Annotated in this window: 20 protein-coding genes; 9 read left to right on the top strand and 11 right to left on the bottom strand. The window is 61.2% G+C overall.

Annotated elements, in window-relative coordinates; genetic code table 11:
* Positions 1-159: 159 nt before the first annotated feature.
* A complete protein-coding gene (locus AAE484_RS05430) occupies positions 160-2106 on the top strand; it encodes a hypothetical protein (protein WP_341937329.1) in 1947 nt (648 codons plus the stop codon).
* A 230-nt stretch (positions 2107-2336) separates the two neighbouring features.
* The gene (locus AAE484_RS05435; protein WP_341937330.1) at positions 2337-4265 is read left to right on the top strand and encodes a hypothetical protein; all 1929 of its coding nucleotides are present in this window, start codon (positions 2337-2339) and stop codon (positions 4263-4265) included.
* Here the strand turns inward: AAE484_RS05435 and AAE484_RS05440 are convergent.
* The 8 genes from AAE484_RS05440 to AAE484_RS05475 all read right to left on the bottom strand — a co-directional run bounded on the left by AAE484_RS05440 (position 4254) and on the right by AAE484_RS05475 (position 12501).
* Entirely contained in the window at positions 4254-5786 is a 1533-nt protein-coding gene (locus AAE484_RS05440; RefSeq protein ID WP_341937331.1) for an AAA family ATPase, read from the bottom strand. The two genes, AAE484_RS05435 and AAE484_RS05440, sit on opposite strands and share 12 nt — an antisense overlap.
* A gap of 50 nt (positions 5787-5836) precedes the next feature.
* Entirely contained in the window at positions 5837-6943 is a 1107-nt protein-coding gene (gene aroB, locus AAE484_RS05445; RefSeq protein WP_341937332.1) for a 3-dehydroquinate synthase, read from the bottom strand.
* A gap of 74 nt (positions 6944-7017) precedes the next feature.
* On the bottom strand, positions 7018-7539 hold the full coding sequence (gene aroK / locus AAE484_RS05450) for a shikimate kinase AroK (RefSeq protein WP_341937333.1): 522 nt from the start codon (positions 7537-7539) through the stop codon (positions 7018-7020).
* A gap of 3 nt (positions 7540-7542) precedes the next feature.
* The gene (gene pilQ / locus AAE484_RS05455; protein ID WP_341937334.1) at positions 7543-9672 is read right to left on the bottom strand and encodes a type IV pilus secretin PilQ family protein; all 2130 of its coding nucleotides are present in this window, start codon (positions 9670-9672) and stop codon (positions 7543-7545) included.
* 36 nt (positions 9673-9708) lie between these two features.
* A complete protein-coding gene (locus tag AAE484_RS05460; RefSeq protein ID WP_341937454.1) occupies positions 9709-10242 on the bottom strand; it encodes a pilus assembly protein PilP in 534 nt (177 codons plus the stop codon).
* A gap of 2 nt (positions 10243-10244) precedes the next feature.
* On the bottom strand, positions 10245-10856 hold the full coding sequence (locus tag AAE484_RS05465) for a type 4a pilus biogenesis protein PilO (protein WP_341937335.1): 612 nt from the start codon (positions 10854-10856) through the stop codon (positions 10245-10247).
* A gap of 2 nt (positions 10857-10858) precedes the next feature.
* Entirely contained in the window at positions 10859-11434 is a 576-nt protein-coding gene (locus AAE484_RS05470) for a PilN domain-containing protein (protein ID WP_341937336.1), read from the bottom strand.
* The gene (locus AAE484_RS05475) at positions 11434-12501 is read right to left on the bottom strand and encodes a pilus assembly protein PilM (RefSeq protein WP_341937337.1); all 1068 of its coding nucleotides are present in this window, start codon (positions 12499-12501) and stop codon (positions 11434-11436) included. The genes AAE484_RS05470 and AAE484_RS05475 overlap by 1 nt, the downstream gene beginning before the upstream one ends.
* Before the next feature lie 154 nt (positions 12502-12655).
* Here AAE484_RS05475 and AAE484_RS05480 point away from each other — a divergent pair, with 154 nt between their 5' ends.
* The gene (locus tag AAE484_RS05480) at positions 12656-15199 is read left to right on the top strand and encodes a penicillin-binding protein 1A (protein ID WP_445928831.1); all 2544 of its coding nucleotides are present in this window, start codon (positions 12656-12658) and stop codon (positions 15197-15199) included.
* Positions 15200-15227: 28 nt separating this feature from the next.
* Here AAE484_RS05480 and AAE484_RS05485 read toward each other — a convergent pair whose 3' ends face one another.
* Both AAE484_RS05485 and rpmE read right to left on the bottom strand, forming a co-directional pair.
* Positions 15228-16067 (bottom strand): thermonuclease family protein, encoded by an 840-nt coding sequence (locus AAE484_RS05485; RefSeq protein ID WP_341937339.1) that lies wholly within the window; start codon positions 16065-16067, stop codon positions 15228-15230.
* Between the two features lie 190 nt (positions 16068-16257).
* Positions 16258-16476, bottom strand: coding sequence for a 50S ribosomal protein L31 (gene rpmE / locus AAE484_RS05490; RefSeq protein WP_341937340.1), 219 nt, complete (start codon positions 16474-16476; stop codon positions 16258-16260).
* A 286-nt stretch (positions 16477-16762) separates the two neighbouring features.
* Between rpmE and AAE484_RS05495 the strand changes: the two genes are divergently transcribed.
* The 6 genes from AAE484_RS05495 (at position 16763) to AAE484_RS05520 (ending at position 22644) form a co-directional block, all read left to right on the top strand.
* On the top strand, positions 16763-18970 hold the full coding sequence (locus tag AAE484_RS05495; protein WP_341937341.1) for a primosomal protein N': 2208 nt from the start codon (positions 16763-16765) through the stop codon (positions 18968-18970).
* A 101-nt stretch (positions 18971-19071) separates the two neighbouring features.
* Positions 19072-19647, top strand: coding sequence for an SPOR domain-containing protein (locus AAE484_RS05500; RefSeq protein WP_341937342.1), 576 nt, complete (start codon positions 19072-19074; stop codon positions 19645-19647).
* A 138-nt stretch (positions 19648-19785) separates the two neighbouring features.
* Positions 19786-20325 (top strand): ATP-dependent protease subunit HslV, encoded by a 540-nt coding sequence (gene hslV / locus AAE484_RS05505; RefSeq protein ID WP_341937343.1) that lies wholly within the window; start codon positions 19786-19788, stop codon positions 20323-20325.
* Positions 20326-20377: 52 nt separating this feature from the next.
* The gene (gene hslU, locus AAE484_RS05510; protein ID WP_341937344.1) at positions 20378-21697 is read left to right on the top strand and encodes an ATP-dependent protease ATPase subunit HslU; all 1320 of its coding nucleotides are present in this window, start codon (positions 20378-20380) and stop codon (positions 21695-21697) included.
* On the top strand, positions 21697-22068 hold the full coding sequence (locus tag AAE484_RS05515; RefSeq protein WP_341937455.1) for a DUF971 domain-containing protein: 372 nt from the start codon (positions 21697-21699) through the stop codon (positions 22066-22068). Before hslU ends, AAE484_RS05515 begins: the two co-directional genes overlap by 1 nt.
* Positions 22069-22101: 33 nt before the next feature.
* The gene (locus AAE484_RS05520; RefSeq protein ID WP_341937345.1) at positions 22102-22644 is read left to right on the top strand and encodes a DUF4136 domain-containing protein; all 543 of its coding nucleotides are present in this window, start codon (positions 22102-22104) and stop codon (positions 22642-22644) included.
* 360 nt (positions 22645-23004) lie between these two features.
* Here the strand turns inward: AAE484_RS05520 and hldE are convergent, their stop codons facing one another.
* Positions 23005-24432 (bottom strand): bifunctional D-glycero-beta-D-manno-heptose-7-phosphate kinase/D-glycero-beta-D-manno-heptose 1-phosphate adenylyltransferase HldE, encoded by a 1428-nt coding sequence (gene hldE / locus AAE484_RS05525; protein ID WP_341937346.1) that lies wholly within the window; start codon positions 24430-24432, stop codon positions 23005-23007.
* Positions 24433-24455: the final 23 nt, after the last annotated feature.

A 24455-nucleotide genomic window follows, 5' to 3' on the forward strand; every position in this document is an offset into this window, starting at 1 on the left:
CGTATCACAATTCGCGGAAAATACCTATAATCCGCCCAAAGGCCCATATTCCGGGCTGAGCGTGCTTTATTCTCGTCCCCAACTGGGCTAACGTTAGAACGACAATAACCGGCACTCTCCTTTATTACTAAAAACGAAACGGCAACTCAGGAAGACACCATGCAAACACCAGATTTCCGGCCACTCCCTCTGAAAACCCTGGCGGCCTTGCTCCTTGGTCTGACCCTCACAGCCTGTGGCGGCGGCGACAGCGGCTCGCGCCTGGATGGCATCAATGATGACGGCGCCGTAGGGGGTGCCAACGGCAACGGCGAAGCTGACAATGAGCCGGCCCAGCTTGGCCGGGGAAGCGCCGACGACTTCGTCGCGGGAGAGATTGAGCTGGGCATAGGCAACGATACCATGCTCACCCCCGGTGGCAGCACCACCCTCAGCGTAACCATGGTTAACAATGCTGGTGAGCTGATCACCAACTCTGTTGATGTCAATTTCAACTCTGATTGCATTTCTTCCGGCGCCGCCACCTTGACCGACACCGATGAAGAGGGCGGCAACAGTGTCAGCACCAACAATGGACGAGCAACAGTCACCTACAATACCAACGGCTGCGCCGGCGACGACCAGGTAACCGCCCGCGCGACTTACGAAGGCCTTGAAGCCGGCAGCGCCAGAGCGACCATCACGGTGGAGGGCGATACTGTCCAGACCCTGGAGTTTATCGGCGCAGAGCCCGACCTAATCAGTCTCAAGGGCACCGGCGGTCTGGAAACCTCAAAAGTGACGTTTCAGGTCAAAGGGGTCACGGGCAGCCCGATGCGTGATGTGGAAGTCCAGTTCGCACTCAGCCCCTCAGGCACCGGCGGCCTGGCTCTGGTAAACACCGACGATACCAGCAACGGCAGTGGCGAGGTGAGCACAACCGTTCAGGCGGGCAACACCCCCACCAGTGTTCGCGTTACCGCGACGACCGTCACCGATGTGGGTGATATCTCTACCCAGTCCAGCGAGCTGGTCGTTTCCACCGGTATTCCCGACCAGAACAGTGCCACCCTGTCAGCGACCGATCTTCATCCGGTCGGGTGGCGTTACGACGGGGTCGAAAGTCAACTGACCATGCGTCTCGCCGACGCGTTCAACAACCCCGCGCCGGACGGCACAGCGGTGACCTTTACTACCAGCGGCGGCTCCGTGGATTCCAGCTGTACCACTCAGGACGGTGCCTGCAGCGTGACCTGGCGCAGTCAGAACCCTCGCCCGGAACCCTCCCAGGGCTTTAATGTCACCGAGGAGCCCATGGGGGTCTTTTGCCCCACCGGCCTCCCTGCGAACACAGCAGGGGAACCCAGTTGCCGCCCGGGCCGGGTTCGGATCTTGGCCACCACGCAGGGTAACGAATCGTTCATCGATAACAACGGCAATGGCCTCTACGACCACGCCAGTGACATATTTCTCTCGGACAATTCCGAAGGTCAGTGCGACCCCAACCGCCCTCTGTCCTATGCCGACGTGGACGTGAACGGCTGCGACGACCTGGGTACGGCCTACCTTGACAAGAATTTCAACCGGGACTACGACAGCGATGAGGAAATCGTCGTGCTGAGTCCCGATGAAGGGAGCAACGGCAGCACCTACCAACCGGGCGATGGCATCTACAATGGCGTACTGTGCAGCGATGCCTCGCGGGACGCGGGCGACTGCAACCGGGACTCCGTGACCGTGCGCGATGACATTATGCTGGTCATGAGCTGTGATGTGCCCTATGTCATGGAAGATGGCGACCTGCCGGGAACACGGGATGTGGTCCTGGGCCCCGGCCAATCCGACACGGTTACCATGCTTCTGGCCGACTGCAACGGCAACGGCATGCCCGCTGGCACCGTAGTGTCCCTCAACGACCAGGCGGCCAACAACGTCCAGACCGCGGTTTTTCCTGACGGTGAGCTGGCCGGCTCTTCAGAGCCAAGCACTATCGGGGTTTCCATTACGGCCGGGGATGATAAAGCCGCCAGCGGAACAGTGCATGTCATTGTTACGGCCCCCACGCCCGGCGGTGAGCTGATCAGCTACCCCGCCTCCATCGGAATCAGCGCTCCTCCCCCTGAGTAAGAGGAAGGGCAGTGACACCAGAGGGCGCAAAGCCCTCTGACCGGGGAACCAGATTCTGGATATCTCTTTACGCGCGGGGCCTTCGGCCCCGTTTCTCGTTGTAGATGGTAGTAATGACTGGCACCTCTTATTGCTAAACGTGCTTTTTCAGCCTGCTAAAAGTGGACTAATGTTAAAAGTGGTAATAGATGACACCCCCTTATCACTAAACGGTAACCCAGGAAGATACCATGCAGACACCAGCCCCCCGGAAGCTCTCCTTGAAATCACTGGCCGTTCTGTTGCTCGGCCTGACACTCTTTGCCTGTGGCAGCGATGACGACGATGACGGTGTTGATGACGGCATTTCAACCCTGGCCAACATCAAGTCTGGCGACAGCACAGGTGACGACAACACCAACGGTGGCAGCGACGCCGATATCGAACCCGCTCAGCTGGGCAGGGGAAGCGCGGAGAATTTTATTCCCGGCGAAATCGGGGTGGGTATTGGCAACGAGGCGACTCTCTCCCCGGGGGGAAGCACGACATTGAGTGTCACCCTGGTTAACAGCAGTGGCGAGCTGATCACCGATTCCGTCGATGTCAGCTTCAACTCTGACTGCATTGCCTCCGGGCGCTCCGTACTCTCGGGCGCGATCGAAGCGGATGGCAATAGCGTCAGCACCAACAATGGCCGCGCGGAAGTGACCTACACCGCCAATGGCTGCACCGGTAACGATCAGGTTACCGCCCGTGCCAGCCACGAGGGAGTCAGCGCGGGAAGTGCCCGGACGACGCTTGAGGTTGAGAGCGATACGATCCAGACCCTGACGTTTATTGGTGCGGATCCCGAGTTGATTGGTTTGAAGGGAACGGGCACCCCGGAAACCTCCAAAGTCACATTCCAGGTATTGGGCAGCGCCGGCGCCCCAATGGGCGACGTGGAGGTAACCTTCGCCCTGACCCCCTCGGGAGTGGGAGGCCTGTCACTGGTCAATTCAACAGGCACCAGCAACGCCAGCGGTGAGGTAAGCACCACGGTACAGTCTGGAACACAGGCTACCACCATCAGAGTAACGGCAACGACTGAGACCAAAACCGGTTCCATTTCAACCCAGTCAAGCCGGCTGGTCGTCTCGACTGGCATTCCGGACCAGAACAGTATGAGCCTGTCCACATCCGACCTCTACCCGGTTTCCTGGAACTACGACGACGAAAGAGAACTGACCATTCGCCTGGCCGATGCCTTCAATAACCCCGCACCGGACGGAACAGCCGTCAACTTTACCACCAGCGGCGGAGCCGTCGATTCAAGCTGCACCACTGAAAATGGCGCCTGCTCGGTCACTTGGCATGGCCAGAGCCCCCGCCCAAGGCCCTCGGCCGGGTTTGAAATCACCGACGACCGGGAGATTATCTGCGGAGACGGTGCGTTCGGGAACTGTCGCCCGGGGCGGGTCAGAGTGTTGGCCACGGCGCTGGGCAACGAGTCTTTCACCGACCTCAACAGCAACGGCGTATACGACCACGACAGCGATATCTTTGTGTCTGACAACGCCAGCGGCCAGTGCGACCCCAACAGACCGACCCCCTATGCCGAAATCGATGAGGCTGGCTGCGATGATCTTGGCAGCGCCTACCTGGACAAAAATTTCACCGGGTCCTACGACAGCAATGAAGAAATCGTGGCTCTCTCGAACGACGAAGACAGCGATGGCGCCAGTTACGCCCCCGGAGACGGTATCTATAACGGGGTGCTCTGCACTCAGGAGGTGGCCTGCAACAAAGAATTCGTCACCATCCGCGACGATATCATGCTGATCATGAGCTGCGAGACTCCCTACCTGATGCCCGACGGCCGCCTACCGGGGCAGAATAATGTCACGTTAGGGCTGGGAGAAACCGCCACAGTCACCATGCTGCTGGCCGACTGCAACGGCAATGGCATGCCTCCAGGAACAACCGTCTCGCTCAACACCGACACTGTCAATAATGTTGAAGCCGATACCAACATCAGCTCAGAAATGGCCGGAAGCCCGGAGCCCCGCACCCTGCAGGTGCTCATGACCGCGGACGACACAGATCCCGCCAGCGGCGCCATATTCGTGAACATCACCGCGCCCAGCCCGAGCGGCAACGTCACCACGACGCCCGTGGGCATCAGTGTGTCAGCGCCCTAGCCCTCTCACTGTCTCTATTTCTTCCTGAACTTCACTCAGCGGGCGGGGCCAGGGCCCCGCGTCTCTCTGAGCGGAGGGGAGCTGCGCTCTCGCCGCGCGCGCCTGCTCTGAGCTGTCAAAGCGACCGGTGACCACCACGAACCAGGGCTCGCCCTGACGGCGGGCCTCAAAGAAGAGCAGATCGCCGCTGTTGGGTTGACGGTCTATATAGTCACGCACAGAGTCCTCAGAGCCCGCGCCCAGTAGTTGCAGGGTGTACTCCGAGGCGCGCCAGGAGAGCAGGACCTGCTCATCTTCCGGTACGTCGGGCAAGGACTGGGGCTCGGGCTCGGGCTCGGGCTCGGCAACAGCCTCTCGCTCCTCCCCGGACGAATCAGGATCGGCTGGGGCCTGACGTTCGGGCGCCCCGGTTTCCGCCTCCGGCTCCGGATCGGAATCGTCTGCGGCGTCATTCAGCAGAGGTTCGGGCTCAATATCGACCCGGGGCTCGGGCTCCTCGGCGGCGCGCGCCGGTTGTGCATCGTTCTGGGCCGCGCGGCTGATATCCAGTGATTGGGTTTCACGTCGCTCCGACAGCCGCGTCGCGGCCTCACCGCCTTCACCTTCGCGTTCCGGCCCGGAATCGCCGCTGTAGACAAACACCATCAGCAGCACACTCAGCAGCGCGGCGACCACGACAATGTGCGCCACCGGCAGAGGGGCGCGCTTTTTTTCCGGCTCGGGAGAGACCGATTCCAGCAGCCATTGCCGGGCACTCTGGTGCAGCGGCGCCAGCCGCCCCTCGGCCCGGCGCCACCAAGGCTCCACTCGCGCTTCGGTGAAGACTTCGGGCCCCATATAGTCCGACATCTCCATCCGGAAATTGAGGTAGTCGGTGGCCTCATCCAGGCTGAAGGGAATCAATTCAAAATCGTGAATCAGCACATCGTGCATATTGAACTGATCCAGGCGATTGACCATCTCCAGATCGGCAAACAACACGATGTGCAACCGCCGGCCGTTCTCCTCCTGCCCCTGGAGGAGACTGATCAGGGCACCGAGAGTTTTCTCATCCAGATGGTGGGCATCGTCAATGATGGTCAGCGCGAGACGATCCTGCTCGTCCGCCATTTGGGCAAAGTGTCGAAGAGCGGCCAGCAGCCGTCCCACGGAAGGGGGATCTTCGTCCAGAGGCAGGGCGAAATGGCTCACCATCTGACCCAGAATATCGTCCGCTCCGGCGCCGGGGCGGGCCTTCAGCAGGCAGATTTCATCCTCGGGCTCGAAGCTTTGGGCCAGCTCTTTTGCCAGCCGGGTTTTGCCGGTGCCGGGCTTGCCCAGCACGGCCAGCAGACTGGCCGTGAACTGACACAGATGTTGCAGCTGATCGAGCAGGGCCCGGCGTCCCCCGCCGCCGAAGAAAGGAAAGTCGGGATCCTCCCGAAAGGGGTCCCCGCTGAGACCATAATGTTGGCGGTAGTCTGCCAGCGGCGCATCCGGACTATCAGCATCTACATTATTATCAGCATCGACACTGTGCATAGCGACCCTCCCGGGGCGATCAGGGACTGTAGTTCTTAAGGTGCCCGAGTTCAGGCGCCGGGCGGCGCGTCGCGCTCATCGGCTCTGCAGGCAGCAAAGGTTTCCTGTAGAAGGTCGGGCTCAATATCGTCAGTGATCAACGCCTTGCCCATTTTCTCCAGCAGCACCAGACGCAGACGACCATCCAGCACTTTTTTATCGACGCCCATAAGACGGATGAAATCATCCGGTGTCATGGTGGCCGGCGCCTTGACCGGCAAATGGGCGCGCTCGAGCAGCGCGACCAGACGGTCCAACTCCCCGGCGCTGATCGCGCCCCGGCGATGGGACAGGTCCGCAGCCATGACCATTCCGGCGGCTACGGCTTCGCCGTGTAACCAGACTCCATATCCCTGGGCCGTTTCGATGGCATGGCCGAAGGTGTGCCCCAGATTGAGGATCGCGCGCAGCCCGCCCTCGCGCTCATCCTGGGCCACCACCCGGGCCTTGTTCTCACAGGAGCGCTTGACCGCGTACGCCAGTGCCTTGGGGTCTTTGGCCAGCAGATCCGGGATATTGGACTCCAGCCATTCGAAAAATTCCTCATCGGCAATCAGACCATACTTGATCACTTCCGCGAGGCCCGCCGACAGTTCTCGCGCCGGCAGGGTTTCCAGAGTCGACATGTCGGCAATCACGGCCCGGGGCTGATAAAAGGCCCCGATCATGTTTTTGCCCAGGCGGTGATTCACCCCGGTCTTGCCGCCCACCGAGGAATCCACCATGGCCAGGAGCGTGGTGGGCAACTGGATAAAGTCCACCCCGCGCTGATAACAGGCGGCGCCAAAGCCGGCCATATCGCCCACCACTCCACCACCGAGGGCGAGCACGGTGGTCGTGCGATTGTGGCGGGCTTCCAGAAGACCGTCGAAGAGCCGGTTGAGGGTTTCCAGTGTTTTGTATTCTTCACCGTCGGGCAGCACGACGCTATCGACCTGATGCCCGTCGAGCAACTCGATCAGAGGCTGGAGATAGAGCGGAGCGATGGTGTCGTTGGTCACCACAAACACCTGGCGACTGCGCAAGTGGCGGACCAACAACTCGTGGCTCTGCAGGAGCTGCTCACCGATGTAAATCGGGTAGCTGCGATCAGCGAGATCAACATTCAATGTTTGCATAACGGAAAAGGACGTTGGTTGTGAGACAGGCCTCCATCTTAGCACAGCCGGTTGTCACCGGCGTGCGGCCGACGTCAGTCGCTGAGGGCCGCCAGACGCTGAACGATATCGTGTGCCACTGCCCTCGGCCCCCGGCGGTCGGTACTCACCACCAGATCGGCCGCCGCACGATAGAGCGGATCGCGTTGCGCCAGCAGATCAATGATTTTCTGGCGCGGGTTGTCCACCTGTAACAGTGGTCGCTTCTTGTCTTTGGCTGTGCGATCCACCAATTGTTCCAGGGAGGCGGTGAGGTAGCAGACCCGACCCGCGCGCTTCATCACCTCGGCGTTTTCGGGACGCAGAATGATGCCGCCGCCAGTGGCGACCACGACCCCGTCCTCCTCCGCCAGCTCGGCCAGAACAGCCGATTCGCGCGCGCGAAAGCCGGCCTCGCCTTCAACGTCAAAAATCCACGGGATATCGGCGCCGGTGCGCTGCTCGATCACCCGATCGCTGTCAAAGAATGGCAGTTTCAACTCGGCCGCCAGGAGGCGGCCGATGGTTGACTTGCCGACCCCCATGGGGCCGACCAGGAATACGTTGGGCTTGGGCATGAATCAGTCAGTCAGGGTGTCGGCCATGATTTTGGGTGTAATGAATACCAGCAACTCACGTTTTTCCTGACTGGTCACGTCGCGCTTGAACAGCCGTCCGAGCACCGGAATATCTCCAAGGAAAGGCACCTTGTCTTCGCCCTCGACCTGCTCCACTTGAAAAATACCGCCGAGCACTACAGTCTGGCCATCCTGAACCAGTACCTTGGTCTGTACCTGGGTCACGTCAATGGTCGGGATACCCGAGGACTGGTTCAGGGCACCGACCGAGTCCTGGTTGATGACCAGCTCCATGATGATGCGGTTGTCCGGAGTGATCTGCGGCACCACGTCAAGCTTCAACACCGCCTCCTTGAAGGCAGTGGTGGTCGCACCGCTGGCGGACGCTTCCTGATAGGGAATTTCGGTACCAGACTCGATGGTGGCCCGCTGCTTGTCACCGGTAATGATTTTGGGCTGGGAGACAATCTCCGCCTGCCCAGTATTTTCGAGCGCGGACAACTCCATATCGATGAAGGCACTGTCGGACAGCACGCTGAAGGCAAAACTGCCGGCGCTGTTATCAACACCCAGATCCACCATCATGTTCTCATCCAGATCCAGGGAACCATTACCGGTCAGCCATTCGGCCGGTGCGCCCGGATCTGAGTCCAGCCCGGCGGTGGAACCGGCGACTTCCACCAGGGCGTCGGAGGACCGATTGAAGCCTACCCCGCCCCAGCGAACACCCATTTCACGACGGAAGTCGGTGTTGGCAATCACCAGACGCGCCTCGATCATGACCTGGCGGATGGGGATATCGATCTGCTCCACTAACCGCTTGAAAGCGGCAATCCGTTCGGAGGTGTCGGTGATGATGATCGAGTTGGTGCGCTCATCGACAATGGCATCCCCGCGTTCGGACAGGACACTGCCGGTCGCCCGGTTGCCGCCCTGGCCGCCGGAGCCGCCACTGCGGCCCTCGCCCTGTTCACCGCGGAACAGCTCGAACATTTCCCGGGCATTGGCGTAGCGTACCCGGATGTACTCGGTGCGCAACGGCGCCAGCTCTTCCAGCTGCTTGCGTGAGGCCAGCTCCTGACGCTCGCGCTCGGCAATTTCGGCAGCGGGAGCGACCATCAGGACATTGCCGTTCTGACGCTTGTCCAGCCCCTTGGTCTTGAGTACCAGGTCCAGTGCCTGATCCCAGGGCACATTGTCCAGGCGCAGGGTGATACGCCCCTGAACCGTATCACTGGCCACCAGATTCAGGTCGGTGAAGTCGGCAATGATCTGCAGCACACTGCGCACTTCGATATCCTGGAAGTTCAGGGAAAGCTTCTCCCCGGTGTAGCTGAACTCCTGATCGCGAGCCTCAATCTCCTGGTCTGTCAGTGGCTTGACGCTGATCACGTACTCATCATCCGCCTGATACGCCATGTAGTCGTACTCACCGCTGGCATCAATACTGAGCACGGTGTCGCCGCCTTCCTGGCGGGCATTGACCATGGACACGGGTGTGGCGAAATCCAGGACATCCAGACGGCGACGCAGCGCTTCCGGCAAATACACACCACCGAGCTGCAAGTCGACCCCGTCACCGGTCTCCATCACGTCCGCGCTGATGTTGTCGTCCGACAGGTTGATAATCACACGGCCTTCGCCTTCCTCACCGCGGCGAAAATCAATGTTGGTGACTTGCGGGCCCCGATCATCGCGCTGTGAGCGCTGTGACGATTCGACCGGCAACTGGGTTTCGGCCGCCGCGGCCTGCGAAACGTACCCGCCCTGAGCGGCGCCCACATCGAGAATGTAGGTATTGCCCTCCACCCGGGCGTTATAAGTGGTCAATTCGGACAGGTTCAGGATCAGGCGGGTACGCCCCTGCGAGCTGAGAACCAACGCACTGCGGCTGTTTTCAAATGCCAGCGGGAACCGGCGCTGCTCCAGCGCGCTCGCGATATCCGGAAAGTCCAGAACAATACGGGCCGGCTGCTCGATGGTGTAACCCTCGGGCTCCGGCGGCGGCTCGTCGAACGTCATCCGGACCTGGAAGCGCTCTCCCGGCAACTCGGAAAACTCAACATTCTCAAGTGATTTGGCCCACAACAGCGAGGGTGTCAGACAAACCAATAATAAGGCTATATTTCGCATGGTTAACCCCAATAAGCACAGTGCTCTCATGACGGCCTATTCCTTTTCTTGTAATTCAATAATTCTGGGACGTGCGACCCAGCCGTTGGCGCCATCGGCGACGATTTCCAGAAGTTGCAATTCCGTGCGTGTGGCCTCCACAATTCTGCCGTGATTTTTACCCATATAGTTACCCTCGGTAACGGAGTGGATGCCGCCGCTGCCATCGTCGATCAGGGCCCAAAGCTGCCCGTCTTTTGTCAGCGTTCCTACCATTGTCAGCGTGGCCACATTGAAGTTTTCGAGATATTCCTTCTCCCGGTTCAGATCCGGCTGCACCTGCTTGCCACTCAACTGGCGCTCCCTCTGTTCCTCGCGTGCGGGCGGCTCAAACGGGCTGCGCATCTGCATGGCACTGTAGGTAAAAGGGCGATAGGGCTGGAAAGCCGGCAGAGGCTCGACCTGTCCGGCGGGCCGGTCTTTGGTCTCCTGAATATATTCCTGCAGGTCGCCATTTTTCGGCGACCCGCCGCATGCGCTCAACAGCGCGAGGCCCAAGCCTAAACTAATAAACGTTATAATTCTGCTCATCACTACTCATCCTGTGACTTATAGCGATAGGTCTTCGCCTCGATCTGCATCGCCAATTCACCGCCGGAGTCTTTCCGGGCAATGGTGAAATCATGCAGCGTTACAATACGCGGCATCCCGGCGACACCGCTGACGAACGTGCCCATATCGTGATAACCACCCTCCACATCAATACTGATCGGCAGCTCGACGTAATACTCAGACTGTTGCTCCGCCTCCAGCCGAATGCTGTTGATATTCAGGCCACTCTCGGAACCACGGGCGTCAATATCTTCCAGCAGTCCCGGCACTTCAGTGTCGCTCGGCAGCCGCGATAGCAGAGCGCCAAACGATTGCTCCATTTCCTTCATCTGTTCACGGTACTGCTCAAGGTTGGCCGCCTGAAAGCTTTTCTGCTCAAAGGTCGTGCGCAGACTGGATTCCTCGGCGACGGCCCGTTCGTGCTGCAGGTTCAGCTCTTTGATCTTCAAATAATAGGTGCCGGCAAAAACGAGCACCACCACCAGCACACAGACAAAAATTCGGCCGGGAAGAGGCCAGACCCCAATGCGATCGATATCAATATCGTTGACATCGAAATCTTTCAGCTGCTCAAGCGTATCGGAAAGCGCCATGATCAGTCCTCTCCCTCGTCATCGTCGGTTTCGTCTGCCGGCGCCGAGGTACGCACCGTCATAATGAAGGAGTTGGCCTGCTCTCCCTGCTCGGGAGCCGCAATCACCGACTTCAGGTTCGGAGCGGCAAACCAGTCCGACTCATCCAGGTTGCGCATGAAGCTGGACACACGGTTGTTGGATTCGGCAATACCCTCCAGACGGATGCTTTCGCCTTCGCGCTGCATCAGATTGAGATAGACGCCGTCGGGGATGGCGCGCACCATATCATCGAAGTAGCGGACAATCACCGGGCGGGTGCCTTCCAGATCCTGAATCACGCGCATGCGCGCCAGCAGCTCTTCGCGCCTCTGCTTCAGCTGTTCAATTTCCGATACCTGCTTTTCCAGGGCGGAAATTTCGGAATTGAGCAACCGGTTGCGCGCATTCTGCTCGGTAATGGCGGACTGCACATTGGATACCCAGAGGAAGGCGAGAAACCCCGAGAGGACCACGACGCCCGCCAGAATCACGAAAAATTCTTTTTTCTTTTCCTGCCGGTAGGCTTCCCGCCAGGGTAATAAGTTGATCTTCGCCATCAGTCAAAACTCCTCAGAGCCAGCCCGGCCGCAATCATCATCGAGGGCGCATCATTGGCCAGCGCCACCGCATTGACCTTTGAAGACACGGACATGTTGGCGAACGGGTTGGCCACCAGGGTCTGAGTGCCCAGCTTCTCTTCGATCAGCCCGACCAGGCTCTCCATGGAGGCGACTCCCCCGGCCAGCACGATATAGTCCACATCGTTGTACTGACTGGCCGAAAAGAAAAACTGCAGCGAGCGGGTCACCTGCTGGACCACGGCCTCCTTGAACGGCCCGAGCACTTCGGATTCATAATCATCGGGCAGGCCGCCCTGCTTTTTGGCCAGACCGGCCTCTTCCATCGACAGACCGTAGCGGCGCTGGATTTCCTCAGTCAGCTGTTTGCCCCCGAACAACTGCTCGCGGGTATAAACCGTCTTGCCATCGACCAGAACGCTCAGCGTGGTCATGGTTGCGCCGATATCGATGACCGCGACCACCTGGCCTTCCTGGTCCTCAAGCTGCTCGGCAACCAGGCCGAACGCCCGCTCCATGGAATAGGCTTCCACGTCCACCACCTCCTCTTTGAGATCGGCCAGCTGCAGGACATTGACCCGCAGGTCAATGTTCTCCCGGCGGCAGGCCGCGAGCAGAACCTCTACCTGGTCGGGATTGCGGGGGGACTCACCCTGGACCTCAAAATCGATGGCAACTTCTTCCAGAGGGAACGGAATGTACTGATCGGCCTCTATAGAGATCTGAGTCTCCAACGCATCGTCGCTAAGGCCGGAGGGCATATCGATCATTTTGGTGATGACCGCAGAACCGGCAACCGCTACGGCGGCACTTTTGAGCTTGGTCTTGGACTGCTTGATCACGGCCCTGACCACCTCGGCGACCGCCTCGGGTTCGTTGATGTTTTTTTCCACCACCGACCCGGGGGGCAGAGGGCGCACGGCGTAGGTCTCGACCCGGAAGCGGTCACCATGCCGACTCAGCTCCAGCAACTTGACGGAGGTCGAACTGATGTCCAGCCCCAAGACCGGTTTGGACCTTTTTTCAAGGAAGCTTAAAATGCCCATTTTTCTATCTATATCCGTAACTTAGAGGAAGTTTATGTTATAGGACTTTAACTTAAGCCTGCAACAAGACTGGACATATGTAAACAGGCAAAAAGCCCGTATAATGCCGCCAGACACCGCCAATTTCGCTAACTTATTAATTATCATAGAAAAAATGCCCATTAAAAAGTCGTACCTGAGAGTTCTTTTCTGGCTGTTTATCGCCGGTTCCAGCGCCAGCCTGGTGGTTTTGGGGGGGTTATACCTCTATCTGAGCCCCAAACTCCCCCCGGTGGAGAGCCTCAGACAAGTCCAATTACAGACCCCCCTGCGGGTTTATTCAAGTGACAGCAAGCTGATTGGTGAATTTGGCGAGCAGCGCCGAACCCCCCTCCGCTTCGATGAACTCCCGGACTTGTACATCAAGGCGTTATTATCCGCCGAAGATGCTGAATTTTACGACCATCCGGGCGTATCTATTCGGGGACTTTTGCGAGCCACGTCACAATTATTGCAAACAGGTGAGATCCAGTCGGGGGGAAGCACCCTTACCATGCAGCTGGCACGGGATTTTTTCCTGAGTCGCGACCAGGTCTTTTCGCGCAAATTCAATGAGATACTGCTGGCTCTTCAGATTGAGAACGAACTCACAAAACAGGAAATTCTCGAGCTGTTCAACAACAAAATGTACTTCGGCAACCGGGCCTACGGCATCCAGGCCGCCGCCCAGATTTACTATGGAAAAGACCTGGATGAGCTGGAACTGCACCAGTGGGCCATGATTGTCGGCGTCCTGAAGGCGCCTTCGGCCTACAACCCTCTGGCCAATCTCGATCGTGCCATGATTCGCCGCAACTGGATTCTGGGCCGGATGCTCGAACTTGAACATATCGATGAACAGACCTACCAGACGGCGGTAAACACTCCCGACAACGCTCGCTACCACGGCGCCACCCTGGAGCTCTACGCTCCTTATGTAGCCGAGCTGGCGCGCCGGGAGGTGGTCGACCGCCTGGGAACGGATGCGGCTTATAACGACGGCTACCGGGTCTACACCACCATCGACAGCCGCCATCAGGCCGTCGCCCAGCGCGCGGTGGTCGACGGCCTGGTCGCCTACGACTGGCGCCATGGCTATCGCGGTCCCGAGGAGCAGCTGGGCAGCCCGCCCGAGGACGGCCTGGAGCGCTGGGTCGAACTGCTGGACGACGTCCCCGTTTTTGGTGGATTGGAGCCCGCCCTGGTCACGGCCGTGAAAGAGCAGTCGGTTCAGGTTGTTCTGGCCAGTGGCGAAGAGGTCGAGCTGGGCTGGGAGCAGGGACTGTCCAGCGCGCGCCGCTATTTCAGTGAGAACACCCGCAGCTCGGCTCCGGAAACCGCCAGCGACGTCCTGGCCGTGGGGGATCTGATCCGGCTCTACCGCATGGACGAGCAGTGGCATCTGCGACAGATCCCCGTGGCCCAGGCCGCCCTGGTGGCGATGGACCCGAAAGATGGCGCCCTGCGTTCGCTGGTGGGTGGCTTTGACTTCCGCCAGAGCAATTTCAACCGCGCTCTGCAGGCCAGCCGTCAACCGGGTTCGAGCTTCAAGCCCTTCGTCTATACCGCCGCCCTGCAGAATGGCTTCACGCCGGCCACCATCGTGAACGACTCGCCCGTGGTCATTCAGGATGCAGCATTGGAGGGCGCCTGGCGCCCGGAAAATGACGGCGGCACTTTTCTGGGCCCGACACGCCTGCGTGAGGCCCTGTATCGCTCCCGCAACCTGGTGTCCATCCGGGTGCTGCGCAACATCGGCCTGCCCGCCCTGATCGACACCCTGGAGCAGTTCGGCTTCAATCGCGAAGAACTGCCGCGCAACCTGTCGCTGGCCCTGGGCAGCCATGCCATGACCCCGGTACAGATGGCCAGCGGCTACGCCGTCTTTGCCAACGGCGGCTTTCGGGTAGAACCCTACCTGGTCTCCCGGATAGAAGATGATGAAGGCGCTCCCGTGCACCAGGCCCGCCCCGCAACAGTGTGCCGCGATTGCAAAGCACCCGAAGAGGAAGAGCCGAACGCGCCGGGCGACAACCTGATTGCCGATATCTACGCCACCGAGCCGGAATCAGAGCCGGAAGAAGAGGCGCGCCTCGATTCGGAACGACCCGCACAGCTCACACTATTGGAAGAGCTTGAGAACGGAAGCGCGGAGGGGGAAGGCCCCGTACTGGAGCCGCTCCCACTAGCCCCAAGGGTCATGGATGAGCGCACCGCTTTCATCATCGACTCGATGTTGCGGGACGTCATTTCCCGCGGCACAGGCCGGCGCGCCCGGGTGCTCGGGCGCGGGGATATCGCGGGCAAGACCGGTACCACCAACGGCCCCCGGGATGCCTGGTTTGCCGGTTACAGTCCGCAGCTGGTCACCGTGGCCTGGCTGGGCTTTGACCAGAATTCGCCGCTGGGGCGCGCCGAATACGGCGGCACGGCGGCCCTGCCCATCTGGATTGACTATATGCGCGCGGCCCTGGCCGACAAGCCGGAGCAGCCGGCACAGCAGCCCAACGGCATCGTCACGGTGCGGATCAACCCGGAGAATGGCCGCCGCGCCCGCCCGGGCGACCCGGATGCCATTTTTGAGATATTCCGCGCGGAGAACGTCCCGCCCTACGAAAATGGCGGCTCCAACTCCAATGGTGGTGGGGAAGATGACGCCCTGCCGGAAGAGCTGTTTTAAGCGCGAAAAACCTTACCCCGAGAACGCCTCAGTCAGAGCTTTTCTGACGGGGCAGGGTCTCGATCGCGTAGGGTGAGCGCAGGGGCATCAACAGCGGCTTGAAGCCGCGCCTGGCCGCGCCGGAGTCCGAGCGGTCCACGACCCAGCCCCGGACTTCGACCCGGCGACCGAGCCAATCGGCCGCCGGGCGGGGCCCGAAATGATCCAGATCGGCCCCGGACACCCGCAATACCAGGGGGCCGTCCAATTCCAGCCATAAGTCCCGATTGTGGGCTACATCCTTCACTGTGCCGATCACCCGTTGAAAGCCCGTGTCATCGGTGCTCAGGGTGGAGGCGGAGCGGGGTTTCCACTGCGGATGGCTCCAGAGCCCATGGCCGGCCTGCCGTGCTTGCCGCTCGTGCTCCGAAAGGCAGGCAGCGAGCATCAGGTTGGGCGGCACGGCGATATGGAAGGCCAGCCCTCGGCGCAGCAGTTGCGCTTCCAGGCTGATGCCGGTGGCGGTGTAGACATGGGCCAGGGTGCGGCCGTAGTGGTCTTTGCGCTCCCGGTCGTAGACCAGTTGCAGTTTGTCGCCGGGTTCGATCAGCGCGCGCAGTTCGTCCCGGGCGGCTTTGGCCAGCGGCTGGGCCGGTTCGCCGTCCCGGGCCAGCTCGGGGGCGTTGATGCCCACCAGCCGGATGCGCCGCTCATCGGCCAGGCGCAGGCTGTCGCCATCGTGCACGGAGTGCAGGTAGGCGGTTTCTCGCTCGGCGCTTTCGGGGAGGGGGCATGATATGGCAAACGCCGGAATCAGCAGGATGGGGAGCACGCTTTGACGAACGGCCCGATTCCGGGGAAGCCTTTCAAGGACACGTTGCAAGTACATCCCTGTAAACTCGAGAGCACTAGTCCCGCGGCTCACGGTCCTTGAAAGGCTTCCCCGGAACCGGGCCTTCGGGCTTCGTAGCGGCCTAACCAAGTGCTTGCTGCAACAAAAAACGCCGAGGGCTCTCACCCTCGGCGTTTTCGATGTTCGGCGTGACGTGGCATCCGGCGTGAGGATCACCACGTGAGCCTTACTTGTTGGTGGCGATGCGGCTGCCGAAACGCTTCTTGAAGCGGTCGATACGGCCACCGGTGTCAACGATCTTCTGCTTGCCGGTGTAGAAGGGGTGGCATTCAGAGCAGACGTCGACCAGGAAATCTTTGCCCAGCGTGGAGCGGGTCTTGATGGTGTTACCGCAACTGCAGGTGGCGGTCACCTCTTCGTACTTGGGGTGCAGGTTCGCTTTCATGTTACTTGCCTTACGTCTTTGTGCCGCCACCCGGTCAATGCCTTGAAGGCCTCTTGCCGAGCACCGCACAACGGTTAATGGGAACGGCTGGAATCAGGGTCGGGGATGGTACCAGAAAACCCGCCCAACGCAAGTGTTTCCGTGGCTGAAAGCGGAGTCGACCGGTTTTTACCTTAAAACCGATGCCAGCAAACCACGGCCAGATGCGTTATTCTGCCCGCCTTCGGTTGTAAGAGCGTGGGACCACCCATGGTCCACCCCGTTTCAGGAGCCTGTTGTCCCGGTCATGTCCGCACCCACGATTCTGGAAATCGCACTGCCCACGCCCCTTCGGCGGCGGTTCGACTATCTGCCGCCCGCTGGCCTGGCGCCGGATGCCCTGCAGCCGGGGACGCGGGTGCAGGTGCCGTTCGGGCGGCAACAGCTGGTGGGGCTGTTGCTCAGGGTGAAAAGTGAGTCTTCACTCCCTCTGGATAAGCTGCGTGCGGCGGAGACGGTGCTCGATCGGGACGCCTTGCTGCCGCCCGAGTTACTGAACTTGTGCCTCTGGGCAGCCGATTATTACCAGTGCCCGGTGGGTGAAGCGCTGCATACCGCCCTGCCGGTACTTCTGCGCCAGGGCGAGGTGGCGCGCGAGCAGGGGGAGCCCTATTGGCACCTCACGACCGAAGGCAAGGGACTGCCCGAGGGCGCACTCAAACGCGCGCCCCGGCAGGCCGAGCTTCTGGCCGCCCTGCAGAGCCGGGGACAGCTCAACCGGACCGATTTTGCCATGCTGGGCATCGCCCGCAGCCAGGTGAAAGCCCTGGAAGACAAGGGGCTGGCGGCCTGTCGTGAGCAAACACTCACTCCGCCGCCGGCGACCGCCATCCTTCGGGAGACGCCGCTGACCCTGTCGGAAGAGCAGCAGGCGGCGCTGGCGCGCATCCCCGCCGAGGGCTTCCAGGCCTGTCTGCTCGATGGCGCCACCGGCAGCGGCAAAACCGAAATCTATCTGCAGGCCATTGCCCGCACCCTGGAACAGGGGCGTCAGGCCCTGGTGCTGGTACCGGAAATCGGTTTGACCCCCCAGACTCTGGCGCGTTTTCAGAGTCGCTTTGCCCAGCCGGTGGTGGCCCTGCACTCGGGCATGAACGATCGCGAGCGCCTGGATGCCTGGCTCCAGGCCCGGGATGGTCGGGCGCGCATCATCATCGGCACCCGCTCGGCCATTTTTACCCCCCTGGCGCAGCCGGGCATCATCATTGTCGATGAGGAGCACGACAGCTCGTTCAAGCAACAGGACGGTTTTCGCTATTCGGCCCGGGACCTGGCGGCCATGCGCGCCAACCGACTGAAGATTCCTCTGATTCTGGGCAGCGCCACACCGGCACTGGAAAGCCTGCACAACGCCCGCACCGGCCGCTACCAGTACCTGCGGCTCAGCCGCCGGGCCGGGGCCGCCCAGGCCCCGACGATTCACCTGAACGACATTCGCCGGCAGACGCTGGAGGAAGGGCTGGCGCCGGATACCCTGAGCGCGATCGGTGAGACACTGCGCAGCGGCAATCAGGTACTGGTGTTTCTGAACCGGCGCGGCTACGCGCCCACCCTGGAATGTCACGACTGCGGCTGGCTGGCCGAATGCGGTCACTGCGACGCTCGCATGACGCTGCACCAGGCGCCGCGCCACCTGCACTGCCACCACTGCGATCACCAGCGCGCGGTGCCCAAAATCTGTCCCTCCTGCCGCAGCAGCCACCTTCAGCCGCTGGGCCAGGGCACCGAGCGCAGCGAGGAAGCGCTGCGCTCACGTTTTCCCGAGACCCGTATCCTGCGCGTCGATCGTGACTCCACCCGGCGCAAGCACGCCTTTCGCGATCTGCTCACCGAGGTGCACAGCGGCGAACCCTGCATTCTGGTCGGCACCCAGATGCTGGCCAAGGGCCACCACTTTCCCGATGTCACCCTGGTGGTCATTCTGGATGCCGACGCCGGACTGTTCAGCACCGACTTTCGCGGCCCGGAGCGGATGGGCCAACTGCTGCTACAGGTCGCCGGCCGGGCCGGGCGCGCCGACAAGCCCGGCCAGGTAATTCTGCAGAGCCACCATACCGACCACCCCCTGGTGCGCACCCTGATGGAACGGGGTTACCACGCCTTCGCCGAGCTGATCCTGAGCGAGCGGCGCCTGACCCAGCTGCCACCCTTCCGCCATCTGGCGCTGGTGCGCGCCGAATCCAAGCGCCCGGAAAACGCCGTGGCCTTTCTGCAGCAGGTGCGCCACCTGGCCGAGCAACATCACCCCGCCAACCATGAACTCGGCTACCTGGGCCCCCTGCCCGCCATGATGGAAAAGCGCGGCGATCGCTTTCGCTATCAATTGCAGCTGAACGCCGCCGGGCGCAAACCCTTGCAGGCGCTGCTCGCGCGTCTGGCGCCGGAGCTGGAAAACCACGCTCTGGCCAAACGCACCCGCTGGTCGATTGATGTGGATCCGCAGGATATGAGCTAGTGGGCTGCGCCACCCATATTGTAACTGGCGGAGCCAGCCCGTCATGAGTACAATTGCCCGCCTGTAAACCCCGACCCTTTTTCGCCTTTTGACTGGCCGCCATGACCCGAGACTTCGCCAAAAAAAGCCGCCCCCAGGCCCGCCGCAATCGCCCCAAGAGCCAGGTGCCGGGCTGGGTGTGGCTGTTTACCGGGTTGGTACTGGGCGGGTTTATCGTGTTTCTGGTAAGCCTGTCGGACGTCGAGTTGCCTGACCAACCCGGAGAGCAGAGCCAACCGCAGGTAAAGGCCGAGCCCAAACCGGAAGAAGAGGCCATCCCCAAGCCGCGCTTTGATTTTTACAAGCTATTGCGCGAGAGCGAAGTGATTGTCCCAGCCACCGAATCCAGCGGAAGCAGCGGCCCTGATCGCGACCAGCAGGCGCAGGAGAGCTCGCCGGATGAGTTCATTCTCCAGGTGGGCTCCTTCCGCCGCTCACAGGAGGCCGACAGCCTGCGCGCTCAGCTGTTGTTGCTAAACCTGGATGCCTATACCGAGAAAGTCACCCTGCGCAATGACGAGGTCTGGCACCGGGTCCTCGTCGGTCCATTCAGTAATCAATCCCGCCTTGCCAGCGCCCGTTCAACCCTCGTATCCAACCAGTACAATGCCCTGGTGCTCAAACGGAAGAAAGAGTAGCCCTCGTTCGGGTATGCCCTAAGTAGGTCGCTGAAACTTCCCTTGCCATACAGACCAAACACCGCTTGAAATTGCGGGCGGCGCCCCCACCTCTGGTATTCATACCTTACAACCAACGAACCAGACAAAGGACGGCTTGTGGAACAGTACCGCGGCACAACCATTCTCTCCGTGCGGCGCAACGGCCAGGTGGCCATTGGCGGCGACGGACAGGTATCCCTGGGCAACACCATCATGAAAGGCAACGCCCGCAAAGTGCGGCGCCTGTTCAAAGACCAGGTGATTGCCGGCTTTGCCGGCGGCACCGCCGACGCCTTCACCCTGTTTGAACGCTTTGAAGCCAAACTCGAAGAACACAACGGCCAGCTGACCCGGGCCGCCGTGGAGCTCGCCAAAGACTGGCGCACCGAGCGCTCCCTGCGCCGCCTCGAGGCCCTGCTGGCGGTCGCCAACGCCGAAGCCTCCCTGATCATCACCGGTAACGGCGACGTGATCCAGCCCGAAGACGACCTGATCGCCATCGGCTCCGGCGGCGCCTTTGCCCAGTCCGCCTCCCGGGCACTGCTGGACAACACCGATCTGGACGCCCGTTCGGTTGTCGAGAAGGGCCTGACCATTGCCGGCGACATCTGCATTTACACCAACCATCAACAGACCATTGAAACTCTCGATTACTGACTATTTGAGAATTTTTGAGAGTTCAGTGCGCTGAAGGAAAAACGAGCCTGTTATGTCGAACATGACCCCGCGTGAAATCGTCCACGAGCTGGACAAACACATCATCGGCCAGCTGGAAGCCAAGCGGGCAGTGGCCATCGCCCTGCGCAACCGCTGGCGTCGGATGCAGGTGGATGAAACCCTGCGCCCGGAGATTACCCCCAAGAACATCCTGATGATCGGTCCCACCGGCGTGGGCAAAACCGAAATCGCCCGCCGTCTGGCCAAGTTGGCCCAGGCGCCGTTCATCAAGGTGGAGGCCACCAAGTTCACCGAAGTGGGCTACGTCGGCCGCGATGTGGAGTCCATCATTCGCGACCTGGTGGACATCTCCATCAAGATGCATCGCGAGCAGGCGATGAAAACCGTCCAGCACCGGGCGGCCGAGGCGGCCGAGGAGCGCATTCTGGATGTGCTGCTGCCACCCCCACGCGGCGGCGACACCGAGAACACCACCGAGTCCAGTACCCGACAGATTTTCCGCAAGAAGTTGCGCGAGGGCGAGCTGGATGAGAAGGAAATCGAAATCGAAGTCTCCAAGGCGCCCATGGGCGTGGAGATCATGGCACCTCCGGGCATGGAGGACATGACCAGCCAGTTGCAGAACATGTTCTCGTCCATGTCCAACGACAAAAAGAAGAAGGCCAAGATGACCGTCAAGCAGGCCTTCAAGCAGCTGCAGGACGAAGAAGCCGGGCGCCTGGTGAACGAAGAGGAAATCAAAACCGACGCCATCCAGTCGGTAGAACAGAACGGCATTGTCTTTCTGGACGAGATCGACAAGGTGGCCAAAAAGGGCGACACCGGCGGCGCCGATGTCTCCCGCGAAGGCGTGCAGCGCGACCTGCTGCCATTGATCGAAGGCTGCACGGTGAGCACCAAGCACGGCATGATCAAGACCGATCATATCCTGTTCATTTCCTCCGGTGCCTTTCACCTGAGCAAGCCCTCGGACCTGATTCCGGAGCTGCAGGGCCGCCTTCCCATTCGTGTGGAGCTTAATGCCCTCACCCCGGATGACTTCGAGCGGATCCTGACCGAGCCCAGCGCTTCGCTGACCGAACAGCACTACGCCCTGCTCAAGACCGAGGGCGTGGAAGTAGTCTTCACCGCCGATGGTATCCGCCGGATCGCCGAGACCGCCTACGACGTCAACGAGCGCACCGAGAACATCGGGGCCCGCCGTCTGCACACCCTGCTGGAGCGCCTGCTGGAAGATGTTTCCTTCGATGCCGGCAGCCAACACACCAAAGTGGAGGTGGATGCCGCCTATGTGGAGAAACACCTGGGCGAGCTGGCCAAAGACGAGGACCTGAGTCGGTATATTCTGTGATGACGCCCGATAAAATCCGGCTGCACAAAAAGTCCCGACAACTCGAGCTGGTTTTTGCCGGGCAGCCGTATCGCCTGGACGCCGAGTACCTGCGGGTGCTCTCGCCCAGCGCGGAGGTGCGCGGCCACGGCGCCGGTCAGGGCACCCTGCCCCACGGCAAGCAGGAAGTCGGCATCGACACCATCGAGGCCGCCGGCAACTACGCGCTGAAAATCGTCTTTGACGACGGCCACGACTCCGGCATCTATACTTGGGATTACCTCCACGACCTCTGCGTCAACTACGAGGCGCACTGGCAGGAGTATCTGGACGCCCTGCACGAGGCCGGCAAGAGCCGGGCGCCCGATACCCAGGTGGTCAAACTGATGTAAAGTGGTGCGGAACACCCGCAAAAGGTGACAGCTATGATTCACGCGCTTCGTATTCCGGCACTGATTTTGGCTCTGGCACTACTGGCCGCCTGTGCCGGCCCCAAGGTCGAGCAGGACTACAACCCCGACACCGATTTTGACCGGGACTGGACCCGCTACGATTGGCGCGGCAGTCAGTCGCAGGTCCCCGGTTACGATGCCCCCCGCCTCAAGCGCACGGCCGAACAGGCCCTGACGGCGCAAGGTTATCAGCTGGCTCCGGACGACCCGGACTTTCTGGTGGATATCAGCGCTCTGACCCGCGCCGCCACCGGTGGCGGCAAATCGCTGGGTCTGTCGATCGGCCTGCCGGTGGGCCGGCACGGCAGCGTGGGGATTGGCGGCAGCAAAAGTCTGGGGGACCAGCAGCGCCAGGAAGGGGTGATCATTGTGGACCTGACCGAGGCGGAATCCGGGCAGCTACTCTGGCGCGGCAGCGCCTCGGGCATCCCCCTGAAGGATTTTGAGCTCGGCCGGCAGGATCAATTGCAGCGGGCCCTGGAACGCCTGTTGGCACAGTTCCCGCCAGAGTCGTAAATCACTCGGGAGACGAGGTTGCATCACGCCCGGCCCGCTCAGGGGTAGGTTCTTCCCGGACACGGCGTGAACCCATCCCTGGGGCCTCTCCACCAACATCCTGTTGGTGACGGTCCGGGAAGAACCTACCCCAGATCGGCCCTCCTTACTTTGTAGCACGCGTCACTAAGCCGAGCGTGGCACTGAGGGCCGGTTTCGGGTGGCCTATTCCAAGACCGTCAACCGCGGGACTAGTGTTGACGAGTTACAGGGATGTACTTGCCACGTGTCTTGGAATAGGCCACCCGAAATCGGACCGGACGCTAATTTGAAGGCAAGTCTCTGTTACACAAGGTTTATCCGGGGCATAGGTCAAAACCATCACTCGCCACCGCGAATTTTGTTGACGATGCCGGTGGTGGAGCAGCTGTCGAAAAAGCGCAGGGTCCGGATTTCGCCGCCGTAGGCTTTGACGATCTCCCAGCCGACCACCTGATCGTCCCGGTAATCGCCGCCTTTGACCAGCACATCCGGTTTCAGGGCCTGCAACAGCCGCTCGGGGGTGTCATCGTCAAACCCCACCACCCAATCGACCGACTCGAGCCCCGCCAACACCGCCATGCGCCGATCCAGCGGATTGATGGGTCGGCCTTCGCCTTTCAGGCGGCGGATGGAGGCATCGCTGTTGACCGCCACAATCAGCCGGTCGCCCAGTTTCCGCGCCTCCTCGAGGTAGCCTACATGGCCGGCGTGGATGATATCGAAACAGCCGTTGGTGAACACCAGGCGCTCACCCCGAAGGCGCGCATCTTCAATCGCCAGCAATAACTGCTCTTCGGTCACCAGGCCCCGCTCGGCGCCCTGCTCCAGCAGAATCGCGCGCCGCAACTCCGGCCCGCTGATGGTAGCCGTCCCCAGCTTGCCCACCACCAGACCCGCCGCCAGATTGGCCAGCGCGGTGGCCTGGGGCAGTGACTGACCCGCCGCCACGGCGGCCGCCAGGGTGGCGATTACCGTATCGCCAGCACCGGTGACATCAAACACTTCCCGCGCCCGCGCCGGCAGATGCAGTTCCGGTTGCCCCGGGCGCAACAGACTCATGCCCTGCTCGCCGCGGGTGATCAGCATCGCCTTGAGATCCAGCTGCTCCATGAGCACGGCACTTTTGTCCACCATCTCCCGCTCGGTGCGGCAGGGGCCCACCACGCCTTCGAGCTCGGTCAGGTTGGGGGTCAAGACATCCGCGCCCCGATAGCGGCTGAAATCCCGTCCCTTGGGGTCCACCAGCACCGGGACGCCGTGACGACGGGCCAGCGCAATCAGCCCCTGACAGTCGTGCAGGCTGCCCTTGGCGTAATCCGACAGGACCAGGGCTTTGACCGTGGGAATGATGGCGGTGGCCTTGGCGAGAAACTCGGAGCTGTCTTCCGGCGCGAAATCCTCTTCAAAATCCATCCTCAGCAGCTGCTGATGTCGGCTGATGGCCCGGAGTTTGGTAATGGTGGGCTTGCTGTCGGACTCCTGCAGGTCGACGCGAATACCGGCGGCCAGCAGTCGATTCTGCAGGCGGTAGCCGGCTTCGTCGCGTCCGACCACTGAGACCAGCGAGGCCCCGGCACCGAGCGCGGCAATATTGAGGCTGACATTCCCCGCGCCCCCCGGGCGATCCTCTTCGCGGCCCACTTTGAACACCGGAACCGGCGCCTCGGGCGAGATACGCGAGGTGGTCCCGTGCCAGTAGCGATCGAGCATCACATCGCCCACCACCAATATCTGGGCCTGCTCAAAAGGAGGATATGTCAGCTGCATAATGCGGTGTCCGTTTAATGTCC

Origin of the sequence: Marinimicrobium sp. C2-29, assembly GCF_038419845.1 — a bacterium.
In the GTDB taxonomy this organism is placed as follows: Bacteria; Pseudomonadota; Gammaproteobacteria; order Pseudomonadales; family Cellvibrionaceae; genus Marinimicrobium.